Origin of the sequence: Haemophilus parainfluenzae, assembly GCF_014931395.1 — a bacterium.
In the GTDB taxonomy this organism is placed as follows: domain Bacteria; phylum Pseudomonadota; class Gammaproteobacteria; order Enterobacterales; family Pasteurellaceae; genus Haemophilus_D.
This window is the reverse complement of the sequence record NZ_CP063120.1, coordinates 1112265-1131739: the sequence shown is the minus strand read 5'-3', so window position 1 is coordinate 1131739 and position 19475 is coordinate 1112265. Positions and strand designations below refer to the sequence as shown.

At 39.2% G+C, this 19475-nt stretch carries 23 protein-coding genes and 3 tRNA genes; 2 read left to right on the top strand and 24 right to left on the bottom strand.

The window, feature by feature from the left end:
• Positions 1–52 precede the first annotated feature (52 nt).
• The 15 genes from iscR to INP94_RS05525 all read right to left on the bottom strand — a co-directional run bounded on the left by iscR (position 53) and on the right by INP94_RS05525 (position 9797).
• On the bottom strand, positions 53–508 hold the full coding sequence (gene iscR, locus INP94_RS05595; RefSeq protein WP_197542957.1) for a Fe-S cluster assembly transcriptional regulator IscR: 456 nt from the start codon (positions 506–508) through the stop codon (positions 53–55).
• 59 nt (positions 509–567) lie between these two features.
• The gene (gene trmJ / locus INP94_RS05590) at positions 568–1287 is read right to left on the bottom strand and encodes a tRNA (cytosine(32)/uridine(32)-2'-O)-methyltransferase TrmJ (protein ID WP_197542956.1); all 720 of its coding nucleotides are present in this window, start codon (positions 1285–1287) and stop codon (positions 568–570) included.
• Between the two features lie 121 nt (positions 1288–1408).
• A tRNA-Lys gene (locus INP94_RS05585) sits at positions 1409–1484 on the bottom strand.
• 30 nt (positions 1485–1514) lie between these two features.
• A tRNA-Lys gene (locus INP94_RS05580) sits at positions 1515–1590 on the bottom strand.
• A gap of 25 nt (positions 1591–1615) precedes the next feature.
• Positions 1616–1691 (bottom strand) — tRNA-Lys (locus INP94_RS05575).
• Between the two features lie 176 nt (positions 1692–1867).
• Positions 1868–2335 (bottom strand): peptidoglycan-associated lipoprotein Pal, encoded by a 468-nt coding sequence (gene pal, locus INP94_RS05570; protein ID WP_005696669.1) that lies wholly within the window; start codon positions 2333–2335, stop codon positions 1868–1870.
• A 25-nt stretch (positions 2336–2360) separates the two neighbouring features.
• A complete protein-coding gene (tolB, locus tag INP94_RS05565; RefSeq protein ID WP_197542955.1) occupies positions 2361–3644 on the bottom strand; it encodes a Tol-Pal system beta propeller repeat protein TolB in 1284 nt (427 codons plus the stop codon).
• Between the two features lie 41 nt (positions 3645–3685).
• Positions 3686–4957, bottom strand: coding sequence for a cell envelope integrity protein TolA (gene tolA, locus INP94_RS05560; RefSeq protein WP_197542954.1), 1272 nt, complete (start codon positions 4955–4957; stop codon positions 3686–3688).
• Positions 4958–4975: 18 nt separating this feature from the next.
• Positions 4976–5395 (bottom strand): colicin uptake protein TolR, encoded by a 420-nt coding sequence (tolR, locus tag INP94_RS05555; protein ID WP_032803822.1) that lies wholly within the window; start codon positions 5393–5395, stop codon positions 4976–4978.
• Positions 5396–5470: 75 nt separating this feature from the next.
• Positions 5471–6157 carry a protein TolQ gene (gene tolQ, locus INP94_RS05550; protein ID WP_005696675.1) on the bottom strand — a complete coding sequence of 229 codons (687 nt, stop codon included), beginning with the start codon at positions 6155–6157 and terminating at the stop codon, positions 5471–5473.
• Between the two features lie 20 nt (positions 6158–6177).
• Complete coding sequence (gene ybgC, locus INP94_RS05545; RefSeq protein WP_178162665.1) at positions 6178–6606, bottom strand: tol-pal system-associated acyl-CoA thioesterase; 429 nt, start codon at positions 6604–6606, stop codon at positions 6178–6180.
• Positions 6607–6677: 71 nt separating this feature from the next.
• Entirely contained in the window at positions 6678–6965 is a 288-nt protein-coding gene (gene ybgE, locus INP94_RS05540) for a cyd operon protein YbgE (RefSeq protein ID WP_197544271.1), read from the bottom strand.
• Positions 6966–6967: 2 nt separating this feature from the next.
• Positions 6968–7066: a cytochrome bd oxidase small subunit, CydX/CbdX family gene (locus tag INP94_RS05535; RefSeq protein WP_101494276.1), complete on the bottom strand. Its 99-nt coding sequence runs from the start codon at positions 7064–7066 to the stop codon at positions 6968–6970.
• Between the two features lie 11 nt (positions 7067–7077).
• Positions 7078–8217: a cytochrome d ubiquinol oxidase subunit II gene (cydB, locus tag INP94_RS05530; RefSeq protein WP_197542953.1), complete on the bottom strand. Its 1140-nt coding sequence runs from the start codon at positions 8215–8217 to the stop codon at positions 7078–7080.
• Between the two features lie 14 nt (positions 8218–8231).
• Positions 8232–9797: a cytochrome ubiquinol oxidase subunit I gene (locus INP94_RS05525; RefSeq protein ID WP_005696679.1), complete on the bottom strand. Its 1566-nt coding sequence runs from the start codon at positions 9795–9797 to the stop codon at positions 8232–8234.
• Between the two features lie 461 nt (positions 9798–10258).
• Between INP94_RS05525 and INP94_RS05520 the strand changes: the two genes are divergently transcribed.
• A complete protein-coding gene (locus tag INP94_RS05520; protein ID WP_005696680.1) occupies positions 10259–10570 on the top strand; it encodes a DUF5339 domain-containing protein in 312 nt (103 codons plus the stop codon).
• Positions 10571–10625: 55 nt separating this feature from the next.
• Here INP94_RS05520 and ruvB read toward each other — a convergent pair whose 3' ends face one another.
• The 9 genes from ruvB to aspS form a co-directional block, all read right to left on the bottom strand.
• Entirely contained in the window at positions 10626–11633 is a 1008-nt protein-coding gene (ruvB, locus tag INP94_RS05515; RefSeq protein ID WP_197542952.1) for a Holliday junction branch migration DNA helicase RuvB, read from the bottom strand.
• Positions 11634–11646: 13 nt separating this feature from the next.
• The gene (gene ruvA, locus INP94_RS05510) at positions 11647–12258 is read right to left on the bottom strand and encodes a Holliday junction branch migration protein RuvA (protein ID WP_049366387.1); all 612 of its coding nucleotides are present in this window, start codon (positions 12256–12258) and stop codon (positions 11647–11649) included.
• Positions 12259–12316: 58 nt separating this feature from the next.
• Positions 12317–12889 carry a crossover junction endodeoxyribonuclease RuvC gene (gene ruvC / locus INP94_RS05505; RefSeq protein ID WP_197542951.1) on the bottom strand — a complete coding sequence of 191 codons (573 nt, stop codon included), beginning with the start codon at positions 12887–12889 and terminating at the stop codon, positions 12317–12319.
• Between the two features lie 51 nt (positions 12890–12940).
• Positions 12941–13375, bottom strand: coding sequence for an ACP-like domain-containing protein (locus INP94_RS05500; RefSeq protein ID WP_049376483.1), 435 nt, complete (start codon positions 13373–13375; stop codon positions 12941–12943).
• A 30-nt stretch (positions 13376–13405) separates the two neighbouring features.
• Positions 13406–13828, bottom strand: a complete 423-nt coding sequence (locus INP94_RS05495) for an ACP-like domain-containing protein (protein ID WP_197542950.1) — start codon at positions 13826–13828, stop codon at positions 13406–13408.
• 18 nt (positions 13829–13846) lie between these two features.
• Positions 13847–14587, bottom strand: a complete 741-nt coding sequence (locus tag INP94_RS05490; RefSeq protein ID WP_005696686.1) for a YebC/PmpR family DNA-binding transcriptional regulator — start codon at positions 14585–14587, stop codon at positions 13847–13849.
• A gap of 49 nt (positions 14588–14636) precedes the next feature.
• Positions 14637–15095 (bottom strand): dihydroneopterin triphosphate diphosphatase, encoded by a 459-nt coding sequence (gene nudB / locus INP94_RS05485; RefSeq protein WP_197542949.1) that lies wholly within the window; start codon positions 15093–15095, stop codon positions 14637–14639.
• A gap of 101 nt (positions 15096–15196) precedes the next feature.
• Positions 15197–16465: an NRAMP family divalent metal transporter gene (locus INP94_RS05480; RefSeq protein WP_197542948.1), complete on the bottom strand. Its 1269-nt coding sequence runs from the start codon at positions 16463–16465 to the stop codon at positions 15197–15199.
• 269 nt (positions 16466–16734) lie between these two features.
• Positions 16735–18501 (bottom strand): aspartate--tRNA ligase, encoded by a 1767-nt coding sequence (aspS, locus tag INP94_RS05475; protein WP_197542947.1) that lies wholly within the window; start codon positions 18499–18501, stop codon positions 16735–16737.
• A 184-nt stretch (positions 18502–18685) separates the two neighbouring features.
• On the opposite strand from aspS, the gene cmoA reads away from it, so the two are divergent.
• Entirely contained in the window at positions 18686–19411 is a 726-nt protein-coding gene (gene cmoA, locus INP94_RS05470; RefSeq protein WP_049381649.1) for a carboxy-S-adenosyl-L-methionine synthase CmoA, read from the top strand.
• Positions 19412–19475 lie beyond the last annotated feature (64 nt).

Below are 19475 nucleotides of genomic sequence, written 5' to 3'. Positions count from 1 at the left end.
AAAAACTACAAAAAATGCTATCAATTTGACCGCACTTTAATCTACTTTCCTATTATTGGTTAACGACAACCAAGTCATCAAAATCTTTATGAACTTTGTGCTTCCCTGATTTTTTCTCTACAAGTTCAGCTAACGTAATCTCATCTAAAAAATCAGAAATTCGATCACTTAAATCTTGCCATAAAGAATGAGTTAAACATTCAACGCCACCTTTACAGTTTCCTTTTCCAAGACATCTTGTGACATTAATGTTCTCATTGACGGCAGAGATCACCATACCGATAGAAATTTGATCGGCTGGCAATGCTAAACGATAGCCACCACCTGGGCCTCGAACGCTTTTTACTAATCCACCTCGGCGCAATTTTGCAAATAATTGCTCAAGATAAGAAAGTGAAATACTTTGACGTTCTGAAATATCTGCTAAACAAACCGGATCAGTTCCAGCATGTAATGCGATATCTAAAATTGCGGTAACCGCATATCGTCCTTTAGATGTAAGCTTCATAAAGCATCCCTATTAATCATCATTTAGATAGTTTACATATCTGACTATGATAGTCAATTTTACTCTTTTTGCAGAGCAAGGCGTTTTTCAACTGCACTTAACATTCCACGCAAAATATTTAATTCATTTTTTTCCAAAGAAGAACGGTTATAAAGCCGTCTTAATTTTTGCATAACCCCTTGATTTTGAATAAAACCAAGAGACTTATAAACCTGTTCCGTATGAGCAAAAAAATATTCTATTTCTTGTGCTGTTGGATAGATATTTTCTATTGTTGAAAGTGTACTTTCCGTTCTCTCTTTGACTAAAAATGCCATTCGCATTTCATAACTTACCAACTGCACTGCCATCGCTAAATTTAGCGAGGAATACTCAGGATTCGCAGGAATAGTTAAATGATAACGGCATTTAAGTAATTCTTCATTTGTGAGTCCAACACGTTCACGACCAAATACAATCGCCACTTGACCTTGATGTGCACAAGCTTTTTCTGCACATTCTCTCGGTTCAATCAGTGTACTCTGTAAATGGCGTAATCTCGCACTGGTACCAATCACTAATGAGCAATCTTCTATTGCTTGTTCAAAAGTATCAACGATGTGAGCATTACGTACTACGTCATCAGCGCCTGCAGCTAACGCAATAGATTGCTCATCTACCGATTTTGGTGACACTAAGTAAAGGTTGGATAATCCCATCGTTTTCATCGCGCGTGCTGCAGAACCGATATTTCCACTATGCGATGTTTCAACCAAAACAATACGAATATTTTGTAACATTTTAAGCCCGACTTAAATTTGTGGATATTCTACCATAATAACCGCCAAATATAGTCAAGAATTTTAAAAATATTTTACTTTTTTGTAAATTTATTGATAAACAGGATAATAAGATGTTGACTGGTGGGCTGTGAGAGGCTCGAACTCTCGACCGACGGATTAAGAGTCCGCTGCTCTACCAACTGAGCTAACAACCCAACCGGTTTAATCATGATTTGTAAAATAGGTGGTGGGTCGTGAAGGATTCGAACCTTCGACCAACGGATTAAAAGTCCGCTGCTCTACCGACTGAGCTAACGACCCATTTGGGAAATCTTCGAAATAAAAGTGGTGGGTCGTGAAGGATTCGAACCTTCGACCAACGGATTAAAAGTCCGCTGCTCTACCGACTGAGCTAACGACCCACATCATTTCGTAACAGGTGCGTATATTACCGATTTTATTTTCTGACGCAAGAAAAATCTGAAGAAATTGTGTTAATTGCGTGAATACTCGTCAATTTCTGACAATATCTTAGGGCAAATAAAAAAGGAGAGTATTTCTACCCTCCTTTTTTCTAAGAATCAAAATTCTCTAAAAATTAGTATGCTAACACTGCACGACGGTTTTTAGAGTATGCTGCTTCATCGTGACCTAACACTGCAGGTTTTTCTTCACCGTAAGAAACAGTTGATACTTTACCAGCGTCAACACCTTTACCAGCTAAGAAACCTTTAACTGCATCAGCACGACGTTGACCTAAAGCGATGTTGTACTCTGGAGTACCACGTTCGTCAGTGTTACCTTCAACAACAACTTTAGAAGCTGGAGTTGCATTTAAGTATGCAGCGTGCGCATCTAAGATTTGAACGTATTCACCTTCGATGTTGAATTTATCGAAACCGAAGTAAACGGTGTTGTAACGTTGTTGAAGATCTTCAACAGAGTAACCACCGAAAGTTTGACCGTTGTTAGCACCGTTGCCTGCTGCATCGTTGTTTGATGAGCTACATGCTGCTAATGCAGCTACTGAACCAGCAACTAATAATGATTTAACAAATTTGTTCATTAGATTTCTCCTCAATGAGTTTTTTTTATTTAGTCAAGTATGGAGACCAAGCTGGAAATTTCACTTGGCCATTACTTCCTGGAAGACTCGCTTTAAAGCGACCATCTGCAGAAACTAATTGTAACACCTTTCCTAGCCCTTGTGTAGAGCTGTAAATAATCATGATACCATTAGGAGAAATACTTGGACTTTCACCTAAGAAAGATGTACTTAATACTTCAGAGCTACCACTGGTGAGATCTTGTTTCACCACATTGTTATTACCATTGATCATCACAAGCGTTTTACCATCACTACTGATTTGCGCACTACCGCGACCACCAACTGGTGATGCACCACCACCACTTGCGCTCATGCGATAAACTTGTGGTGAACCACTTCTATCTGAAGTAAAGAGAATTGAGCTACCATCTGGAGACCATGATGGCTCTGTATTATTACCCGCACCGCGAGTTAATTGAGTAGGTGTACCGCCATTTGAACTCATTACATAGATGTTTAATAAACCATCTTGTGAAGACGCAAATGCGAGTTTAGAACCGTCTGGAGAGAACGCTGGCGCACCGTTATGTCCTGGGAAAGAAGCAACCACTTTACGAGAACCAGAACCTAAGTCTTGTACAACAAGTTGTGATTTTTTGTTCTCAAAAGATACGTAAGCTAAACGTTTACCATCTGGAGACCATGCTGGAGACATAATTGGTTGTGAGCTACGATTTACGATGAATTGATTGTAACCATCATAATCTGCTACACGAACTTCATAAGGTTGTGAACCACCATTTTTTTGCACTACGTAAGCAATACGTGTTCTGAATGCACCACGAATACCGGTTAATTTTTCAAATACTTCATCACTCACAGTATGTGCACCGTAACGCAACCATTTATTCGTCACTGTATAGCTATTTTGTGCAAGCACTGCACCTGGTGTACCTGATGCGCCCACAGTATCAACTAACTGATAAGAAATGTTATAACCGCTACCAGTTGATGTTACTTGACCAACCACAACAGCATCAATACCTAAAGCAGTCCAAGCTTCTGGTTTCACTTCTGCTGCAGTCGTTGGTTGTTGTGGCATTTGACTTACTGGAATTGGGTTAAATTTACCACTATTACGTAAGTCATCTGCAACAATTTGACCAATATTTTCAGGTGCAGAACCCGCGAAAGGAACAACTGCGATAGGACGAGCGCCATCAACACCTTCATCAATCACAATTCGAACTTCATCTTCTGCCATTGCTGTGCTTGCAAATGCAAACATCACCACAAATAGCCCCATAACACGTTTGATCAATTTCATTTAATCACCTTATTTTAACGTTGTTACTTTCCTAAAACCGATTATCGAGCATTGATATCAAAATCGATAGTCGGCGCTTTATATTTTTCATAAATAGCATCAGATGGTGCTGCTGGAACTTTTTTCGTTCTAGCTACCGCACTTAATGCTGCAGTACAAATATCATCAGGTCCTGAAACGCGTTGATAGCCTAAAATAGTACCATCTCGACCGAGTTGGATTTTAATGCTACAAACTTTACCGGCAAAGCTTGGGTCTTTTAAGAAACGGCGTTGAATTTCACGTTTAATGACACCCGCATATTGGTCACCAACTTTACCACCATCTCCAGCACCAAGTCCTGCACCACTGCCTTGTGTACCGCCTTTATTTGCATTACCACCTTTAGATGCACTACCACCACCGACATCTCCGCCGTTCATGAAGTCATCTAAAGCCGCTTGATCTGCTTTACGTTTTGCTGCATCAGCTTTTGCTTTCGCTTCTGCATCTGCCTTAGCTTTTGCTTCAGCCTTCGCTTTCGCTTCGGCATCCGCTTTCGCTTTTGCTTCAGCCTTTGCTTTCGCCTCAGCATCGGCTTTCGCTTTTGCATCAGCCTCAGCTTTTGCTTTCGCCTTCGCATCGGCTTCCGCTTTGGCTTTCGCATCGGCTTCTGCCTTAGCCTTCGCTTTTGCTTCGGCATCCGCTTTCGCTTTTGCCTCAGCCTTGGCTTTAGCATCTGCTTCCGCTTTTTCTTTCGCTTTTTGAGCTTCGGCTTGTGCTTTAGCTTTTGCCTCTTCCTCAGCCTGTTTAGCGGCTGCCGCTAAACGTTTCGCCTCTGCATCAGCTTTTAATTTCGCTGCTTCAGCCGCTTGTTTTGCTTTCGCTTCTTCAGCTTGTTTCTGCTTTTCTAACGCCTCTTGACGAGCAAGTTCTTGTTGCTGTTTTTGCTTTTCAATTTCTTGCTGCTTTTGTTTTTCAAGTTCTTTTTGACGTTGAATTTCCTGCTGACGCTTAATCTCTTCTTGTTTCGCAATTTCTTGCTGATTTGGTTCAGGTTCAGGCTCTGGTTTCTTCTCTTCGACTACAGGTTCTGGTTTTTTCTGTTTATCAGTTTGACCTTTTTTCTGTTGTTGAATACGTCCCCATTCCTGCGCTGCGCTGCCGGTATCGACCATCACAGCTCCCATGGCATCACCTTCACCTTCTCCACCACCCATTATTTCAACGGTTTGATAAAGAGAGCTCCAAATCAACAAAGCAAACAATGCAAGGTGCATCGCAATAGAGATGACAAACTCATTTGCACGTTTTTTTCGTCGATTATTCTGCACGGTTTTACCTACTTATTCTTAAATCGGGTTGGTCATTAAACCCACAGACTTAATGCCGGCAAGATGTAGTAAATTCAGTGCTTTAATCACTTCTTCATAAGGTACATCTTTTGCTCCGCCCACTAAGAACATTGTGTTATTGTCTTTATCAAATTCTTGTTTTGATAATTGGGTTACCATTTCTTCGTTAAGGCCTTCTTGGCGTTGACCACCAATAGAAATCGAATATTGCCCTACACCCGCTACTTCTAAGATAACCGGTGTTTTATCTTCATTTGATACATTTTGACTTTGCACCGAATCAGGGAGTTCCACTTGAACGCTCTGACTGATAATCGGCGCAGTTGCCATAAAAATTAACACCAAAACTAAAAGAACATCAAGAAATGGCACGATGTTAATTTCAGATTTAATGTCTTTACGCTGACGACGAGCCATAATTTCCTCTAAAACTTCGCTAAAATCCACCGCACTTTTTTAATTTATCAAGTGCGGTCAATTTTTCATTTATTTTTAATGGGGCGCTTTACCAAAAGCTTGACGATGTAAAATTGTGGTGAATTCATCGATGAAGTTACCATAATTTTGTTCAATCGCATTAACACGTAAGCTTAAACGGTTATACGCCATTACAGCTGGAATCGCCGCAAACAAACCGATTGCTGTTGCGATCAAGGCTTCTGCGATACCTGGAGCAACCATTTGTAATGTTGCTTGTTTCGCACCACTTAATGCCATAAATGCGTGCATGATCCCCCAAACGGTACCAAATAAACCAATATATGGACTTACAGAAGCCACTGTCGCTAAGAAAGGTACACGACTTTCAAGTGCTTCTACTTCACGATTCATCGCAAGGTTCATCGCACGAGTGGTACCTTTAATGATTGCTTCTGGCGCATCTGCGTTCACTTGTTTCAAGCGAGAGAATTCTTTAAAACCGACAAAGAAAATTTGTTCGCTACCGGTTAACACTTCACGACGATTAGATAAACCATCATAAAGTTTATTTAAATCTTCACCAGACCAGAAACGATCTTCAAAAGTATTCGCTTCTTTTAACGCGCTCGTCAAAATACGGCTACGTTGAATGATGATTGCCCAAGAAATAATTGAGAACGAAATCAAGATCACAATTACAAGTTGAACAACGATACTCGCTTTTAGAAAAAGATCTAAAAAGTTCAATTCTGCAGTCATTGCATACTCCGAAAAGTTATTTACTTTAAAAATGCCGCTTTTAATTCTTCAGGAATTGCGACAGGTTTCATTTTGCCTAGATCAACACAGGCTACCTTAACAGTAGCCTTTGATAACACCACTGCCTCACGAACTAACCGCTGTTCAAAGAGAATTGTTGCTCCTTTCACTGCCGTTATTTCCGTTTCGACAATAAGATAATCATCCAATTTTGCCGGAATACAATAGTCAATAGACATGGTTTTGACCACAAAAGCTAATTGTTGTTCCTGCAATAATGATTGTTGGGAAAAATTAAGCGTTCTTAAATATTCAGTTCGCGCACGCTCAAAGAAATGTAAGTAACGTGCGTGATACACTACTCCGCCAGCATCCGTGTCCTCATAATAGACACGAACCGGAAAGGTAAAACATTGGTTATTCAAAATAATGCTCAAATTATCAGCCATAACAAGCCGCTTATTTTAGAACCTGTTCATTAGATGTGCAAGCTCCAAATAATAATATTTGTCTATCGTTCTTATAAAAACCAATGCTGAACAATAGCAATTATTGTGGTGAAATAACCAATAAATGGCAAGAAAACGAGCTGCCATATTGCTCGTCGAATATCAAATCCGATACCGTGGATCCACAAATTAATCAATCCCAAAAAAATCGCAAGAATCCAAGCGGGATGTGCAGTACGAAGTGCGGTCGAAAATTGATTTAAATTTAAAAAGAAAGCCGCGGTTAAAAATAACGCTAAAATAAACGAAAGGGTTCGCAAGGAACCCTTATTACTTAATTGATAGAGTGAATTAATCATCATTATTCGTCAAATTTGCCTGACTTTTCTTTACCAATGGTCAATTTAGCACTCACCATAACTGCAGCCAACACACCCACTACCCAAATTACATATAACATATTGTTTCTCCTTAGTATAATGAGTTTTTGTTGTCTTCAACAAAGCTTTCATCCAAGCGACCAAACATTTTGTAGTATGACCAAATGGTGTAAAGTAATGAGATAGTAACAAATACTAATGCCAAGTAGAACATTAAAGTTAATGTTAATTCACTTGACGTTGCATCCCACATTAACAAGCTTTGTTCAGGGTGAGTACTTGAAGGCATTACAAATGGGAACATTGATACTGCCGCAGTAATAATCACACCAGCCATGGTTAATACAGAGAAGAAGAACGCAAAACCACAACGATTTGCTTTAGATGCAACTACATTTAATAATGCACCAACCACAGCTAATACTGGGAATGCCCATAAAGCTGGATTTTCATTGAAGTTTTTGAACCATGCACCTGCCTCAACTGCCACTTGTTTACCTGAAGCTGGCGCTGATGCTGCAAAGTGATCAATCATGCTAGTCACCACATAACCGTCTTTGAAAGAAAGCCACACACCTGCAAGCACAAAAGTAATTAATGTCACTAATGCACCGATTTGTGTAATTGCTCTTACGCGATCACGCAATGCAGCTGTGGTTTTCATTTGTAACCAGTTTGCACCGTGAGTCACTAACATTGCAAGGCTTAACACGCCGCAAAGTAATGCGAATGGGTTTAATAATGCAAAGAAAGAACCTGTGTAAGTTGCTTGTGAAAGCTCATTTAATTCGAATGGCACACCTTGTAATAAATTACCAAATGCCACACCGAATACTAATGCAGGTACAAAACCACCCGCAAATAAGCCCCAATCCCACACAGCGCGCCATGTTGGATTATCAATTTTCGCACGATATTCAAAACCAATTGGACGGAAGAATAACGCAGCTAACACAAGGAATAAGGCAATATAGAAGCCTGAAAACGCTACAGAATAAACAATCGGCCATGCCGCGAAGATTGCACCACCAGCAGTTAATAACCAAACTTGGTTACCATCCCAGTGCGGAGCAATAGAGTTAATCATAATACGTCTTTCTACTTCTTTCTTACCTGCTACGGGTAAAAGTGCGGTCACGCCCATATCGAATCCATCTGTTACAGAGAAACCGATAAGCAATACGATAACTAGCACCCACCAAATAATACGTAGAATTTCATAATCAAGCATAATTCATCTCCTGCTTATTTAGATGATTGCTCAAAATAGTATTTGCCGGTTTTCAATGCACTTGGACCTAAACGTGCATATTTAAACATCAAATACATTTCCGCAATGATGAAGAAGAAGTAAAGTACACAAATTAAACCGATAGAGAACCATAAGTCACCTACACTCAAGTTAGAGGCAGATACACCTACCGGTAATACTTCATAAATCGCCCACGGTTGACGACCAAATTCAGCTAAGAACCAACCAAATTCAATCGCTAAGATTGGCAATGGGATACCCCACAGCAATGCTTTAAGCAATAAGCGAGAAGATGTGACTTTATTACGTAAATTCTGAACAAATGCGCCAAAGGTTAATAAAATAATTAAACCACCTGCCGCTAACATACCACGGAACGCCCAGAAATTAGGACCTACATTTGGAATTGTATCACGAGCCGCTTGTTTAATTTGTTCATCTGTTGCATCAACAACTTTATCTGTGTAACGTTTTAATAATAAACCAAAACCTAAATCGCCTTTTACTTCATCAAATTTTGCTTTAGTTTCTGGATTTACGTGACCTGCTGATTTTTTCTCTGCTTTTAATTGCGTGAATAAATCATAAGCAACCATACCGTTACGAACACGACCTTCATTTTTCGCTTGAATCTCTTTCAAACCAACGATTTCAGTGTCTAAAGAACGCGTTGCAATTAAACCACCTAAATATGGGATTTCAACCGCAAAATCATTTTTCATTTCTGCCGTATTTGGAATCGCAACTGGGTGGAATGGCGCCGGCGCAGGATGAGTTTCGAACTCCGCTTCCATTGCAGCTAATTTCACAGGTTGTGCTTTACCGATGTCGTAACCTGATTCATCACCCATAATTAATACCGCTGATGCAGCGATAAAGCCAAAGGTTGCAGCAACAGAGAATGAACGTTTAGCAAAACCAATATCACGGCCTTTTAATAAATAGAATGCACTAATACCTAATACAAACATTGCACCGGTTGAATAACCTGCTGTTAATGTATGTAAGAATTTACTTTGAGCAACTGGGTTTAACCAAAGATCTAAGAAGCTGGTCATTTCCATACGAACGGTTTCAAAGTTAAATTCTGCCGCTACCGGATGTTGCATCCAACCGTTTGCCACTAAAATCCACATTGCTGAAAGGTTTGAACCAAAGGCTACGCAGTAAGTTGCGAGTAAGTGTTTACCTTTAGTTAAACGATCCCAACCGAAGAAGAATAGACCCACGAAAGTGGATTCTAAGAAGAATGCAAGTAATGCTTCGATCGCTAATGGTGCACCGAAAATATCACCTACATAGTGAGAATAATAAGACCAGTTTGTCCCGAATTGGAACTCCATAATAATACCGGTCGTCACCCCTAGAGCAAAGTTAATACCAAATAACTTACCCCAGAATTTAGTCATATCTTTATATACTTCTTTGCCCGTTTTAACATAAATGGTTTCCATGATCACGAGAACGAAAGATAAACCTAATGTTAATGGTACAAAAATGAAGTGATATAACGCAGTTAATGCAAACTGCAAGCGTGAGAGATCAACAACGTCTAACATCTCAACTCCTTGTATAAATCTACAAGATTTTCACTTTATGATTACCAAGGATAATCCCAAATAATCACCCCAAACTACTCAACAAAAATCGTTAAGAAACATTGAATTATTTACGTAATAATTGCTTCTTCTATCCTAAAAAAAGAATGCAGTAACTGATTACAGTATAATCATTCAAAATTTTGCCCTATTCTACTACTATTTATGCGGATAAAAAATAGAAAAAACCGTTATATTGATCACATTTTTTGATATAAATTACAAAATACCCCATTTTGCATAAAAGTAGTGAAATTGATCTGCATCAAATTTTGTATTTTTTTATCTAGGGAAGAAAAATTTGTCTCTACCGCAAGGAAACTTTATCGAAAAGAAAGAGACAAAATAACCACTAGACAGCGCGACAAGATTTTGCTATTTTTTAGCCTAATAATATTTGGAAAGATTTGTAGGGATTAATAATGAAGAAAATTTATTTAATTTTGACCGCACTTTTCGGTTCTGTGGCACTATCAGCCACTGCATCACCTCTTACAGAAAACAAAGCTGCGCTTCCACAACAATGTGCACAGCTATTTAAAGAAACAGAAAATTTAATTGCCCAAGCAGAAAAACAGCCTGGCACCCATACTCAAGTAGGTAAGATCAAAAGTAAACTTAATCAAAGCAAACAGCAAATTCTTGAAATGGAATTAGCCACTCAACAAAAAAGCTGTGATGTAGGTTTAGCAAGATTAAATAGCATGAAGAGCTATACTGAAGAAACTAACTAATCAAGTTTTAAAAAGAAAGGACATATTGATATCAATATGTCCTTTTTTATATCCCTTATTCTGACGGCTTATGAAGTCCGAAGTGTCGATAAGTTAACGAAGTCGCAATTCGCCCTCGAGGCGTACGCTGTAAAAAGCCTTGTTGGATCAAATAGGGTTCTAGCACATCTTCGATAGTGTCTCGTTCTTCACCTATTGCCGCTGCCAAGTTATCTAATCCAACTGGCCCACCATCAAAACGCTCAATTACAGCGGTAAGCAATTTTCTATCTAAGTAATCAAAGCCCGCATCATCTACATCTAACATTGAAAGCGCTTGTTTCGCAATGTCTGCCGAAATAATGCCATCATTACGCACATCAGCAAAATCTCGAACGCGACGCAATAAACGGTTTGCAATACGAGGCGTACCACGTGAACGACGAGCGACTTCAAAAGCCGCTTTATCTTCTAATTCTAGATTTAAGCAAAAGGCACTTCTTGTCACAATAGACGTTAAATCCTCAACGGAATAAAATTCTAAACGTTGAACGATACCGAAACGATCACGTAGTGGCGAAGTTAACGAACCAGCCCGAGTTGTTGCGCCAATTAATGTGAAAGGTGGCAAATCCAATTTAATTGAACGAGCTGCTGGCCCTTCACCAATCATAATATCCAGCTGATAATCTTCCATTGCTGGATAAAGCACTTCTTCAATCGCAGGGGAAAGACGGTGAATTTCATCAATAAACAACACATCATGCGGTTCAAGATTTGTCAGCATTGCCGCTAAATCGCCCGCTTTTTCAAGTACGGGCCCTGATGTGGTGCGGATATTCACACCCATTTCATTTGCCACAATATTAGCAAGCGTTGTTTTTCCTAAACCTGGAGGGCCAAAGATCAAAAGATGATCTAAGGCATCTTGACGTAACTTTGCGGCCTTGATGAAAATATCCATCTGCTCTCGCACTTGTGGCTGTCCCACATAGTCGGCTAAAAGCTTTGGACGAATCGCACGATCGATGACATCTTCATCCATTTTTGCCTGACTGCTAATAATTCTATCTGCTTCGATCATATCTGTTTAATCTTTATAATGCGGCTTTTAAAGCTTCGCGAATTAATTGCTCACTGGTTAAGTCTGCTTTAGCCACTTTTTTCACCATTTTTTCAGCATCGGTTGGTTTATAGCCTAATGCAATCAATGCAGCAATCGCTTCATCTGCTGAGCTTTCAGCTTGGCGTAATTCTGAAGTTGAAGGAATATGTTTGCTCTCCACAAAGAAATCACTTTGACGAACATCCTTAAACTTCCCTTTTAACTCCACCAATAAACGTTCAGCCGTTTTCTTGCCCACACCAGGAATTTTAACTAATTTTGACAGTTCTTCTCGTTCAATAGCATAAGCAAACTGCTCTACTGACATAGCTGATAAAATTGCGAGTGCCAATTTAGGTCCAACACCATTGGTTTTAATTAATTCACGGAATAAAGTGCGGTCAGTTTTTTGGGCAAATCCAAAAAGAAGATGAGCATCTTCACGCACAACAAGATGGGTAAATAAAGTAGTTTCTTGCCCGATTTCTGGTAAATCATAAAAACTGGTCATCGGTAACAATAATTCGTAACCGACGCCTTGTACATCAAGCAAAATTTCAGGAGGTTGTTTTTCTAATAAGATGCCTTTTAAACGACCGATCATAAGATTTCCATGTAAAAAATTTTTGCATAGAATAAAATAAAACTGGATATTAATCCAGTTAAATTTTTAATCTAAATCGACCTCGGCTGTACCTTGTTTTTAAAAGTTCGGTCATTTTTTCGTGTGTTTCTGTGGTTTTGACCGTGCTCGCAATATGCAAGGAATGTTGAATGGTATGAGCATGAGTGATGGCTATAGCTAAAGCATCTGCCGCATCGGCTTGTGGTTTATCGGAAAGCTTCAGAATTCTCGTCACCATGTCTTGCACTTGCACTTTATCTGCCGAGCCAATCCCAACGACAGTCTGTTTCACCAAACGAGCGGCATATTCAAATACCGGCAAATCATGATTCACAGCCGCCACAATTGCCGTACCACGTGCTTGACCCAGTTTTAAAGCTGAATCCGCATTTTTAGCCATAAACACCTGTTCAATGGCAAACATATCGGGCTGAAATTGCGTGATGATTTCTGTCACACCGGCATAAATTCGTTTTAATCGTGTAGGTAAATCCTCGACCTGCGTGCGGATTGCTCCACTGCCGAGATATTCTAATTGGCGACCATTTTGTCGAATCACACCATAGCCCGTTACACGAGAACCTGGGTCAATGCCTAAAATAATACTCATAAATTCTCAAAAATAAACGGCCGGTCAATGCCGGCCGTTTTTTAGCGTTAATTATTGATTTGCTTTTGCAGTTGCTTTTGCATCTACATCACAGTTTTTCACAACAATTTTGTCTGCTTTTTTGCCTTTGATTAAAAGATTTACTGGCGCAACAGAATCAAATTTATCTAAAGTTAAACCACTATCTACGTTCCAAACATATTTGCCTGAAGTAAATGAAGTGAAGTCTTTTTGAGCTGCATCACGAGCGAAATCTTTCGCAACAACTTTGTTGCCTACCATCACCATTGCCGCTGTTGGCTCTTGGTTTTCGAATTGATAAACTGCAGTTACAGTTTTCTTGTTACAAGTATAAACAACTGTTTTATCCGTTACAGTTGGTGCTGCAGTTTGCTCTGCTTTGTTTTCTACTTTTGGTGCTTCACTTGCACAAGCTGATAAAACAACAAGAGCGGCCATTGCTGGTAATACTTTAGCTAATTTCATTCTAAATCTCCTTCAGATCTTAAATAGATGTTATCGGTTTATTTTTTTCGTTTCTTTAAAGTTAATAAAGCAGTTTTTTGCTAACACCTTGCTTGATTTCTTTCCTCTTTGAATTAATGTGACAGCATCTACAGCTGCGACTTTATTCAAAGTTAAACCTGCATCAACATTCCAGATATACTTATCTGAGACAAACGATGTAAAGTCTTTTTTAGTAAAATCATATTCAAGCGATTCAGCAAGCAATTTATTTCCTAATACAATCTTCGCTTCAACAGGCTCTTGCCCTTGAAATGAATAAATAGCCTTAACAGCAGTTTTGTTACAAGAATACACAATAGTTCTTTCAGATTGAACTAATGCAGCCTTTCTTGCATCATTTTCTTCTCTTAGAGAAGAACATGCTGATAATGCTACAATCAGAAAAATAGGAAAAACTTTTATTAACATCATAAAAATAAATCCTACAAATTACAGCTGAGCTGCAACTTCATCACTAATTTCACCGTTATGATATACGTTTTGTACATCGTCACAGTCTTCTAACATGTCAATTAAACGCAACAATTTAGGCGCAGTTTCAAGATCAAGATCAACCGTTGTTGATGGAATCATTGTTACTTCTGCGTTATCAATTTTAAATCCTGCTGCTTCGATTGCATCGCGCACAGAACCTAAATCTTCCCACGCCGTATAGATTTCGAATGAACCATCATCTTGTGGTTGAACATCATCCGCACCGGCTTCAATTGCCGCTTCCATTAACGCATCTTCTTCACCTTCGCTAATTAAAATCAAGCCTTTTTTGCTGAATAAATAGCCCACAGAACCTTCAGTCCCTAAGTTACCACCACATTTAGTGAAACTTGGGCGAACCTGTGAAATGGTTCGATTTGCGTTGTCACTTAGACACTCAACCATCACAGCAGTTCCACCCGGACCATAACCTTCGTAAATTCTTGTTTCCATATTGGTGTCATCACCACCGCCCACACCGCGTTCAATCGCACGGTTAATGGTGTCGCGAGTCATGTTGCTTGATAAAGCTTTATCTACTGCTGCACGTAAACGCGGGTTCGCACCGACATCACCGCCACCAATTTTTGCAGCGGTTACTAATTCACGAATTAATTTTGTAAAAATTTTACCGCGTTGCGCATCTTGTGCTGCTTTGCGGTGTTTAATATTTGCCCACTTACTATGGCCTGCCATGTTGTTTTCCTTCTTATCTTAAAAACGTTTGTAAATTATATCCTCTTTTCTACAGAGGAAAGCCGTTCATCAAATATTTTTTGATAGCCTCGGCATTATTCGGTGATTTCGTCATTTGGATCACATCTTCTGGTAAAACCCATTGATACGCCAAATGCTCACTTAATATCGGTTCAAATTCCTGTTCAACTGCCAATAAAAACCAATGTTCATGACAGTGAGTCACATTCGGTGCGTATTTATAGCGGAAATGCGGGAAAATTTCAAATTCTATGCTCTCTTTGCAATCAAAAAGTGCGGTCGAATTTTCTTCTATTTTTAATCCTATTTCTTCCCAAACTTCTCGAATGGCTGTTTCTCTTGGTGTTTCATTGGTTTCCAATGTCCCCGTTACAGATTGCCAAAAAGTGGAATCATCTTGACGTTGAAGCATAAGAACACGATGCGTGCTTTCTGCATAAATTACCACGAGAACCGATTGATTATTTTTATATTGCAAGCTCGTCATCTACATAATTGAGAATGGGCAGCATCATACCTTTTCTACTAAAAACTTTCAAAAAAATTACCGCACTTTAAAACTAAAGTGCGGTAATTATCTCAATTATTTTAGTTTAACCAGCCAGCTTGTTGGGCAATAAACAATCCTGCAAAGGCTGTTAAGTAGAATAAGCCGATAAGGGATAACCACAATAAGCCGCCTTTTACACTGTGTTTCGCGTGCTTAGTCAGAGATAAATTCAGCCAAGCAAAGATTGGTGCAGAAACAAATGAAGCAATCATCGCAAATTTTAGCATTGGACCCACTGCATTATTAAAGTAGAAAATAATCGCTAAACCAGACAATGCGGCTAAAATCATGCCAATGTTTAAAACTCTTACTGAGCTTTCTTGTTTACCGAACAAAATACGTAACGCTTCAACATTAGTACGAGAATACCCATCAATTACCGTAATTGTTGTACCAAACATACACATGAACGCAATCACCGCAATTAATAAGCGTGACCATTCACCTATAGTACTGGCATACATATTGATAAGTTGCGCAATATATTTTCCGCCCACCATCTCTACGGTTTCAGGCGAACCATATTGTACCAATGCGCCAAGGGCTAAGAATACGACAGCTAAGATAGCTGTGCCGATGTACCCCACGTTGAAGTCAAATAAACCATCTTGATAAGACACTTTGGTTAAACGACGTTTTGCTACCACCCACATGGAGTTAATTGCAGAAATTTCAATTGGCGCAGGCATCCAGCCCATCAACGCAACTAAAAATGCTAACTTACTTAATTCCCATGGAGAAGGTGCGACAAAATTAGGTGCGGCTACACCATGGATACCATTACGCATAAAAGCAATCACGACAGCGCTCACGGTGGTTACCGTTAAAGCAATCATGATAATTTTCGATAAGCTATCTAATAAACGATATTTACCCAACAATAAAATACCGGTTGTCACAAGAATCACTAATGAGCTTAACACGGGCATAGGGAGAGGAATTGGCGTAATAAAGGTTAAAATTGCTGCTGTTAATAACCCTACTGCTGCAGTATTAATCACAGTTGCAAAAATGTTTAAAGCAAGGAATAACCAAAGGTAGAATTTCCCTTTTTGACGATAACCCTCTAGCAAAGTATTACCCGTATCTAAGGTATATTGAACACCAAAACGGAAGAAAGGATATTTGAATAAATTAGCAAGAATAACAATGCTCACTAATTCCCAACCATAGATCGCCCCCGCTTGGGTGGATGCAATAATATGTGAACCACCAACAGCTGCTGATGCCATCACGATTCCAGGGCCTAAGGCTGAGAATTTACTCGCCCATGTTGATTTTTCTACTGGAGTTAAAACTTCACTCATAAAATTTTCTCTTATAAATTGACCATAAACCGAAAAAGGTCTTATTTATAATAGAATTTTATCCTTGAGTAAAGTAAATAAAATCCACTTAAAAGCAGTAGTGAAAAATAAAAATCTGATTATTTTATTTTTTCAGAATATAACTTCAAAACAAATAAATTTCACAAGTATTCATACCGAAAAACTGATATCTTTAAGTGAATAAAATTTTTTCAATAAAAAGAAAGTGCGGTCAAAATTGACCGCACCCTATATTATAAATTTTAAACTTATTCAGCTTTCACAACCTGAATACTTAACTCACCTAACGCCTGCGGATTCGCAAAACTTGGTGCCTCTGTCATTAAACAAGCTGCAGCGGTGGTTTTAGGGAATGCAATCACATCACGGATATTTTCAGTGCCTGTTAAAAGCATGGTTAAACGGTCTAAACCAAATGCTAAACCTGCATGTGGTGGTGTTCCGAATTTTAATGCATCCAATAAGAAGCCAAATTTTTCACGTTGTTCTTGTTCATTGATACCAAGAATGCGGAATACCGTTTGTTGCATTTTCGGATCAAAAATACGCACAGAACCACCGCCAACTTCATAGCCGTTGATTACCATATCGTAAGCATTTGCTACCGCACTTGTTGGATCTGCTTCTAATTGTTCCGGCGTAAAATCTTTTGGTGAAGTGAATGGGTGGTGCATCGCGGCAAGATTACCCTCTTCATCACGTTCAAACATTGGGAAATCAATCACCCAAAGTGGTTGCCATTCATCTAAACGAGTTAAGCCAAGATCACGACCTAATTTCAAACGTAATGCGCCCATTGCATCCGTGGTGGTTTGCCATTTGTCAGCACCGAAGAATAAAATATCGCCAGTTTGAGCTTTCACACGTTCTGCTAACGCTTTCCATACCTCTTCATTTAAGAATTTCGCAATCGGGCTTTGTACGCCTTCAAGACCCGCATTGATATCGTTTACTTTCGCCCAAGCTAAACCTTTTGCACCATAAATACCCACAAATTGTGTATATTCATCAATTTGTTTACGAGTAATTTCTGCACCATTTGGTACACGAATGACTGCCACACGGCCGTTTGGATTGTTTGCTGGCTCATTAAATACTTTAAATTCAACGTCTTTAACGATATCTGCCACATCGACTAATTCAAGCGGGTTACGCAAATCTGGTTTATCTGAACCAAAACGAGTCATCGCTTCTTGCCAGGTCATTTGTGGGAATTTGCCTAAATCCACACCAATGATGTTTTGCCATAAACCATGCACCATGCGTTCCATGATCTCACGTACTTCTGGCGCTGTTAAGAAAGAAGTTTCCACATCGATTTGGGTAAATTCAGGCTGACGATCTGCACGTAAATCTTCATCACGGAAACATTTCACGATTTGATAATAACGATCAAAACCAGACATCATTAAAAGCTGTTTGAAAAGCTGCGGTGATTGTGGCAATGCATAGAATTTGCCTTTATGTACACGGCTTGGCACTAAATAGTCACGCGCACCTTCCGGCGTTGCTTTTGTAAGCATTGGGGTTTCGATATCAAGGAAACCATTGTCATCCATAAAGCGACGCACAAAGCTGGTGATTTTTGCACGAGTTTTCAAACGTTGTGCCATTTCTGGACGACGTAAATCTAAATAACGATATTTTAAACGTTGTTCTTCAGTGTTGTTTTGGTTGAAGTCTAACGGTAAAACATCAGAAGCATTGTAGATGCGTAATTCTTTCGCTAATACTTCTACTTCGCCTGTCGCCATATTTTTATTAATTTGATTGTCAGGACGCGCGATCACTTCACCTTTAATTTGAATACAAAATTCATTACGTAAGCCTGAAGCTGCGGTTAATGCTTCTTGATATTTTGGGTCAAAACAAACTTGCACGATACCATCACGATCACGCATATCAATAAAAATTAAACCACCTAAATCGCGACGACGATGAACCCAACCGCTTAATGTTACTTCTTGTCCAATATGGTTGCGGTTTAATGCACCGCAATAATGTGTACGCATCATTTCTGTATTCCTTTCATTTTTCTAAAAATGGATAATTAACGCGTTGATTATACGGAAAAAGACGGGGCATTTAAATTGAAAAGCGAAATTTATTTGATCCTTTAAAAACTTTCACTAAAATGACCGCAGTTTTTTGCATTTTATCTAAATAAATGCACTCTCAAGACAACAACAGAACTCAATCATGATGAAAGATACGATTTTTGCCGCCCCGATTGAAAAACTGGGCGATTTTACTTTTGATGAAAGCGTGGCGGAAGTTTTCCCCGATATGATTCAACGCTCGATTCCAGGCTACTCCAACATTATCACCGCGATTGGTATGTTGGCTGAACGCTTTGTGACGGCTGACAGTCAAGTCTATGATTTAGGCTGTTCACGCGGTGCCGCAGCCCTTTCTATGCGCCGTAATATTAAACAACCTAATGTGAAAATTATCGGTGTTGATAATTCTCTCCCGATGGTTGAACGCTGCCGTCAGCATGTCGCGGCTTATCATAGTGATGTGCCCGTAGAAATTCTTTGTGATGATATTCGTCAAATTGAAATCAAGAATGCGTCAATGGTGGTGCTCAACTTCACGTTACAATTTTTACCACCGGAAGATCGCGTAGCCTTGCTCACCAAAATCTACCAAGGTTTAAACCCAAATGGTGTATTAGTGCTCTCTGAAAAATTCCGTTTTGAAGATGAAAAAGTGAATGAGCTACTGATTGACCTCCACCACCAATTCAAACGTGCTAACGGTTATAGTGAGCTTGAAGTGAGCCAAAAACGCACCGCACTTGAAAATGTAATGCGTACTGACTCGATTAACATTCACAAAGAGCGGTTAAAAAACATCGGATTTTCACATGTAGAATTATGGTTCCAATGTTTTAATTTTGGCTCAATGATCGCGGTGAAATAATCATAATCCAATCAATAATCTAAAAAAATAAGGGCGTATCAAATACGCCCTTATTTATCACCAA

What these genes read in the sequence shown, in the direction of transcription:
- tolQ (WP_005696675.1), bottom strand. Translation starts at nt 6,157, where the DNA reads ATGACTGCAGAATTGAACTTTTTAGATCTTTTTCTAAAAGCGAGTATC.
- INP94_RS05525 (WP_005696679.1), bottom strand. Translation starts at nt 9,797, where the DNA reads ATGTTAGACGTTGTTGATCTCTCACGCTTGCAGTTTGCATTAACTGCG.
- INP94_RS05480 (WP_197542948.1), bottom strand. Translation starts at nt 16,465, where the DNA reads ATGAGTGAAGTTTTAACTCCAGTAGAAAAATCAACATGGGCGAGTAAA.
- ybgC (WP_178162665.1), bottom strand. Translation starts at nt 6,606, where the DNA reads ATGGCTGATAATTTGAGCATTATTTTGAATAACCAATGTTTTACCTTT.
- tolB (WP_197542955.1), bottom strand. Translation starts at nt 3,644, where the DNA reads ATGAAATTGATCAAACGTGTTATGGGGCTATTTGTGGTGATGTTTGCA.
- ruvA (WP_049366387.1), bottom strand. Translation starts at nt 12,258, where the DNA reads ATGATCGGTCGTTTAAAAGGCATCTTATTAGAAAAACAACCTCCTGAA.
- trmJ (WP_197542956.1), bottom strand. Translation starts at nt 1,287, where the DNA reads ATGTTACAAAATATTCGTATTGTTTTGGTTGAAACATCGCATAGTGGA.
- INP94_RS05500 (WP_049376483.1), bottom strand. Translation starts at nt 13,375, where the DNA reads ATGAAATTAGCTAAAGTATTACCAGCAATGGCCGCTCTTGTTGTTTTA.
- ruvC (WP_197542951.1), bottom strand. Translation starts at nt 12,889, where the DNA reads ATGAGTATTATTTTAGGCATTGACCCAGGTTCTCGTGTAACGGGCTAT.
- ruvB (WP_197542952.1), bottom strand. Translation starts at nt 11,633, where the DNA reads ATGATCGAAGCAGATAGAATTATTAGCAGTCAGGCAAAAATGGATGAA.
- nudB (WP_197542949.1), bottom strand. Translation starts at nt 15,095, where the DNA reads ATGACGAGCTTGCAATATAAAAATAATCAATCGGTTCTCGTGGTAATT.
- cydB (WP_197542953.1), bottom strand. Translation starts at nt 8,217, where the DNA reads ATGCTTGATTATGAAATTCTACGTATTATTTGGTGGGTGCTAGTTATC.
- pal (WP_005696669.1), bottom strand. Translation starts at nt 2,335, where the DNA reads ATGAACAAATTTGTTAAATCATTATTAGTTGCTGGTTCAGTAGCTGCA.
- aspS (WP_197542947.1), bottom strand. Translation starts at nt 18,501, where the DNA reads ATGATGCGTACACATTATTGCGGTGCATTAAACCGCAACCATATTGGA.
- INP94_RS05490 (WP_005696686.1), bottom strand. Translation starts at nt 14,587, where the DNA reads ATGGCAGGCCATAGTAAGTGGGCAAATATTAAACACCGCAAAGCAGCA.
- INP94_RS05535 (WP_101494276.1), bottom strand. Translation starts at nt 7,066, where the DNA reads ATGTTATATGTAATTTGGGTAGTGGGTGTGTTGGCTGCAGTTATGGTG.
- INP94_RS05495 (WP_197542950.1), bottom strand. Translation starts at nt 13,828, where the DNA reads ATGATGTTAATAAAAGTTTTTCCTATTTTTCTGATTGTAGCATTATCA.
- ybgE (WP_197544271.1), bottom strand. Translation starts at nt 6,965, where the DNA reads ATGATTAATTCACTCTATCAATTAAGTAATAAGGGTTCCTTGCGAACC.
- cmoA (WP_049381649.1), top strand. Translation starts at nt 18,686, where the DNA reads ATGATGAAAGATACGATTTTTGCCGCCCCGATTGAAAAACTGGGCGAT.
- iscR (WP_197542957.1), bottom strand. Translation starts at nt 508, where the DNA reads ATGAAGCTTACATCTAAAGGACGATATGCGGTTACCGCAATTTTAGAT.
- INP94_RS05520 (WP_005696680.1), top strand. Translation starts at nt 10,259, where the DNA reads ATGAAGAAAATTTATTTAATTTTGACCGCACTTTTCGGTTCTGTGGCA.
- tolR (WP_032803822.1), bottom strand. Translation starts at nt 5,395, where the DNA reads ATGGCTCGTCGTCAGCGTAAAGACATTAAATCTGAAATTAACATCGTG.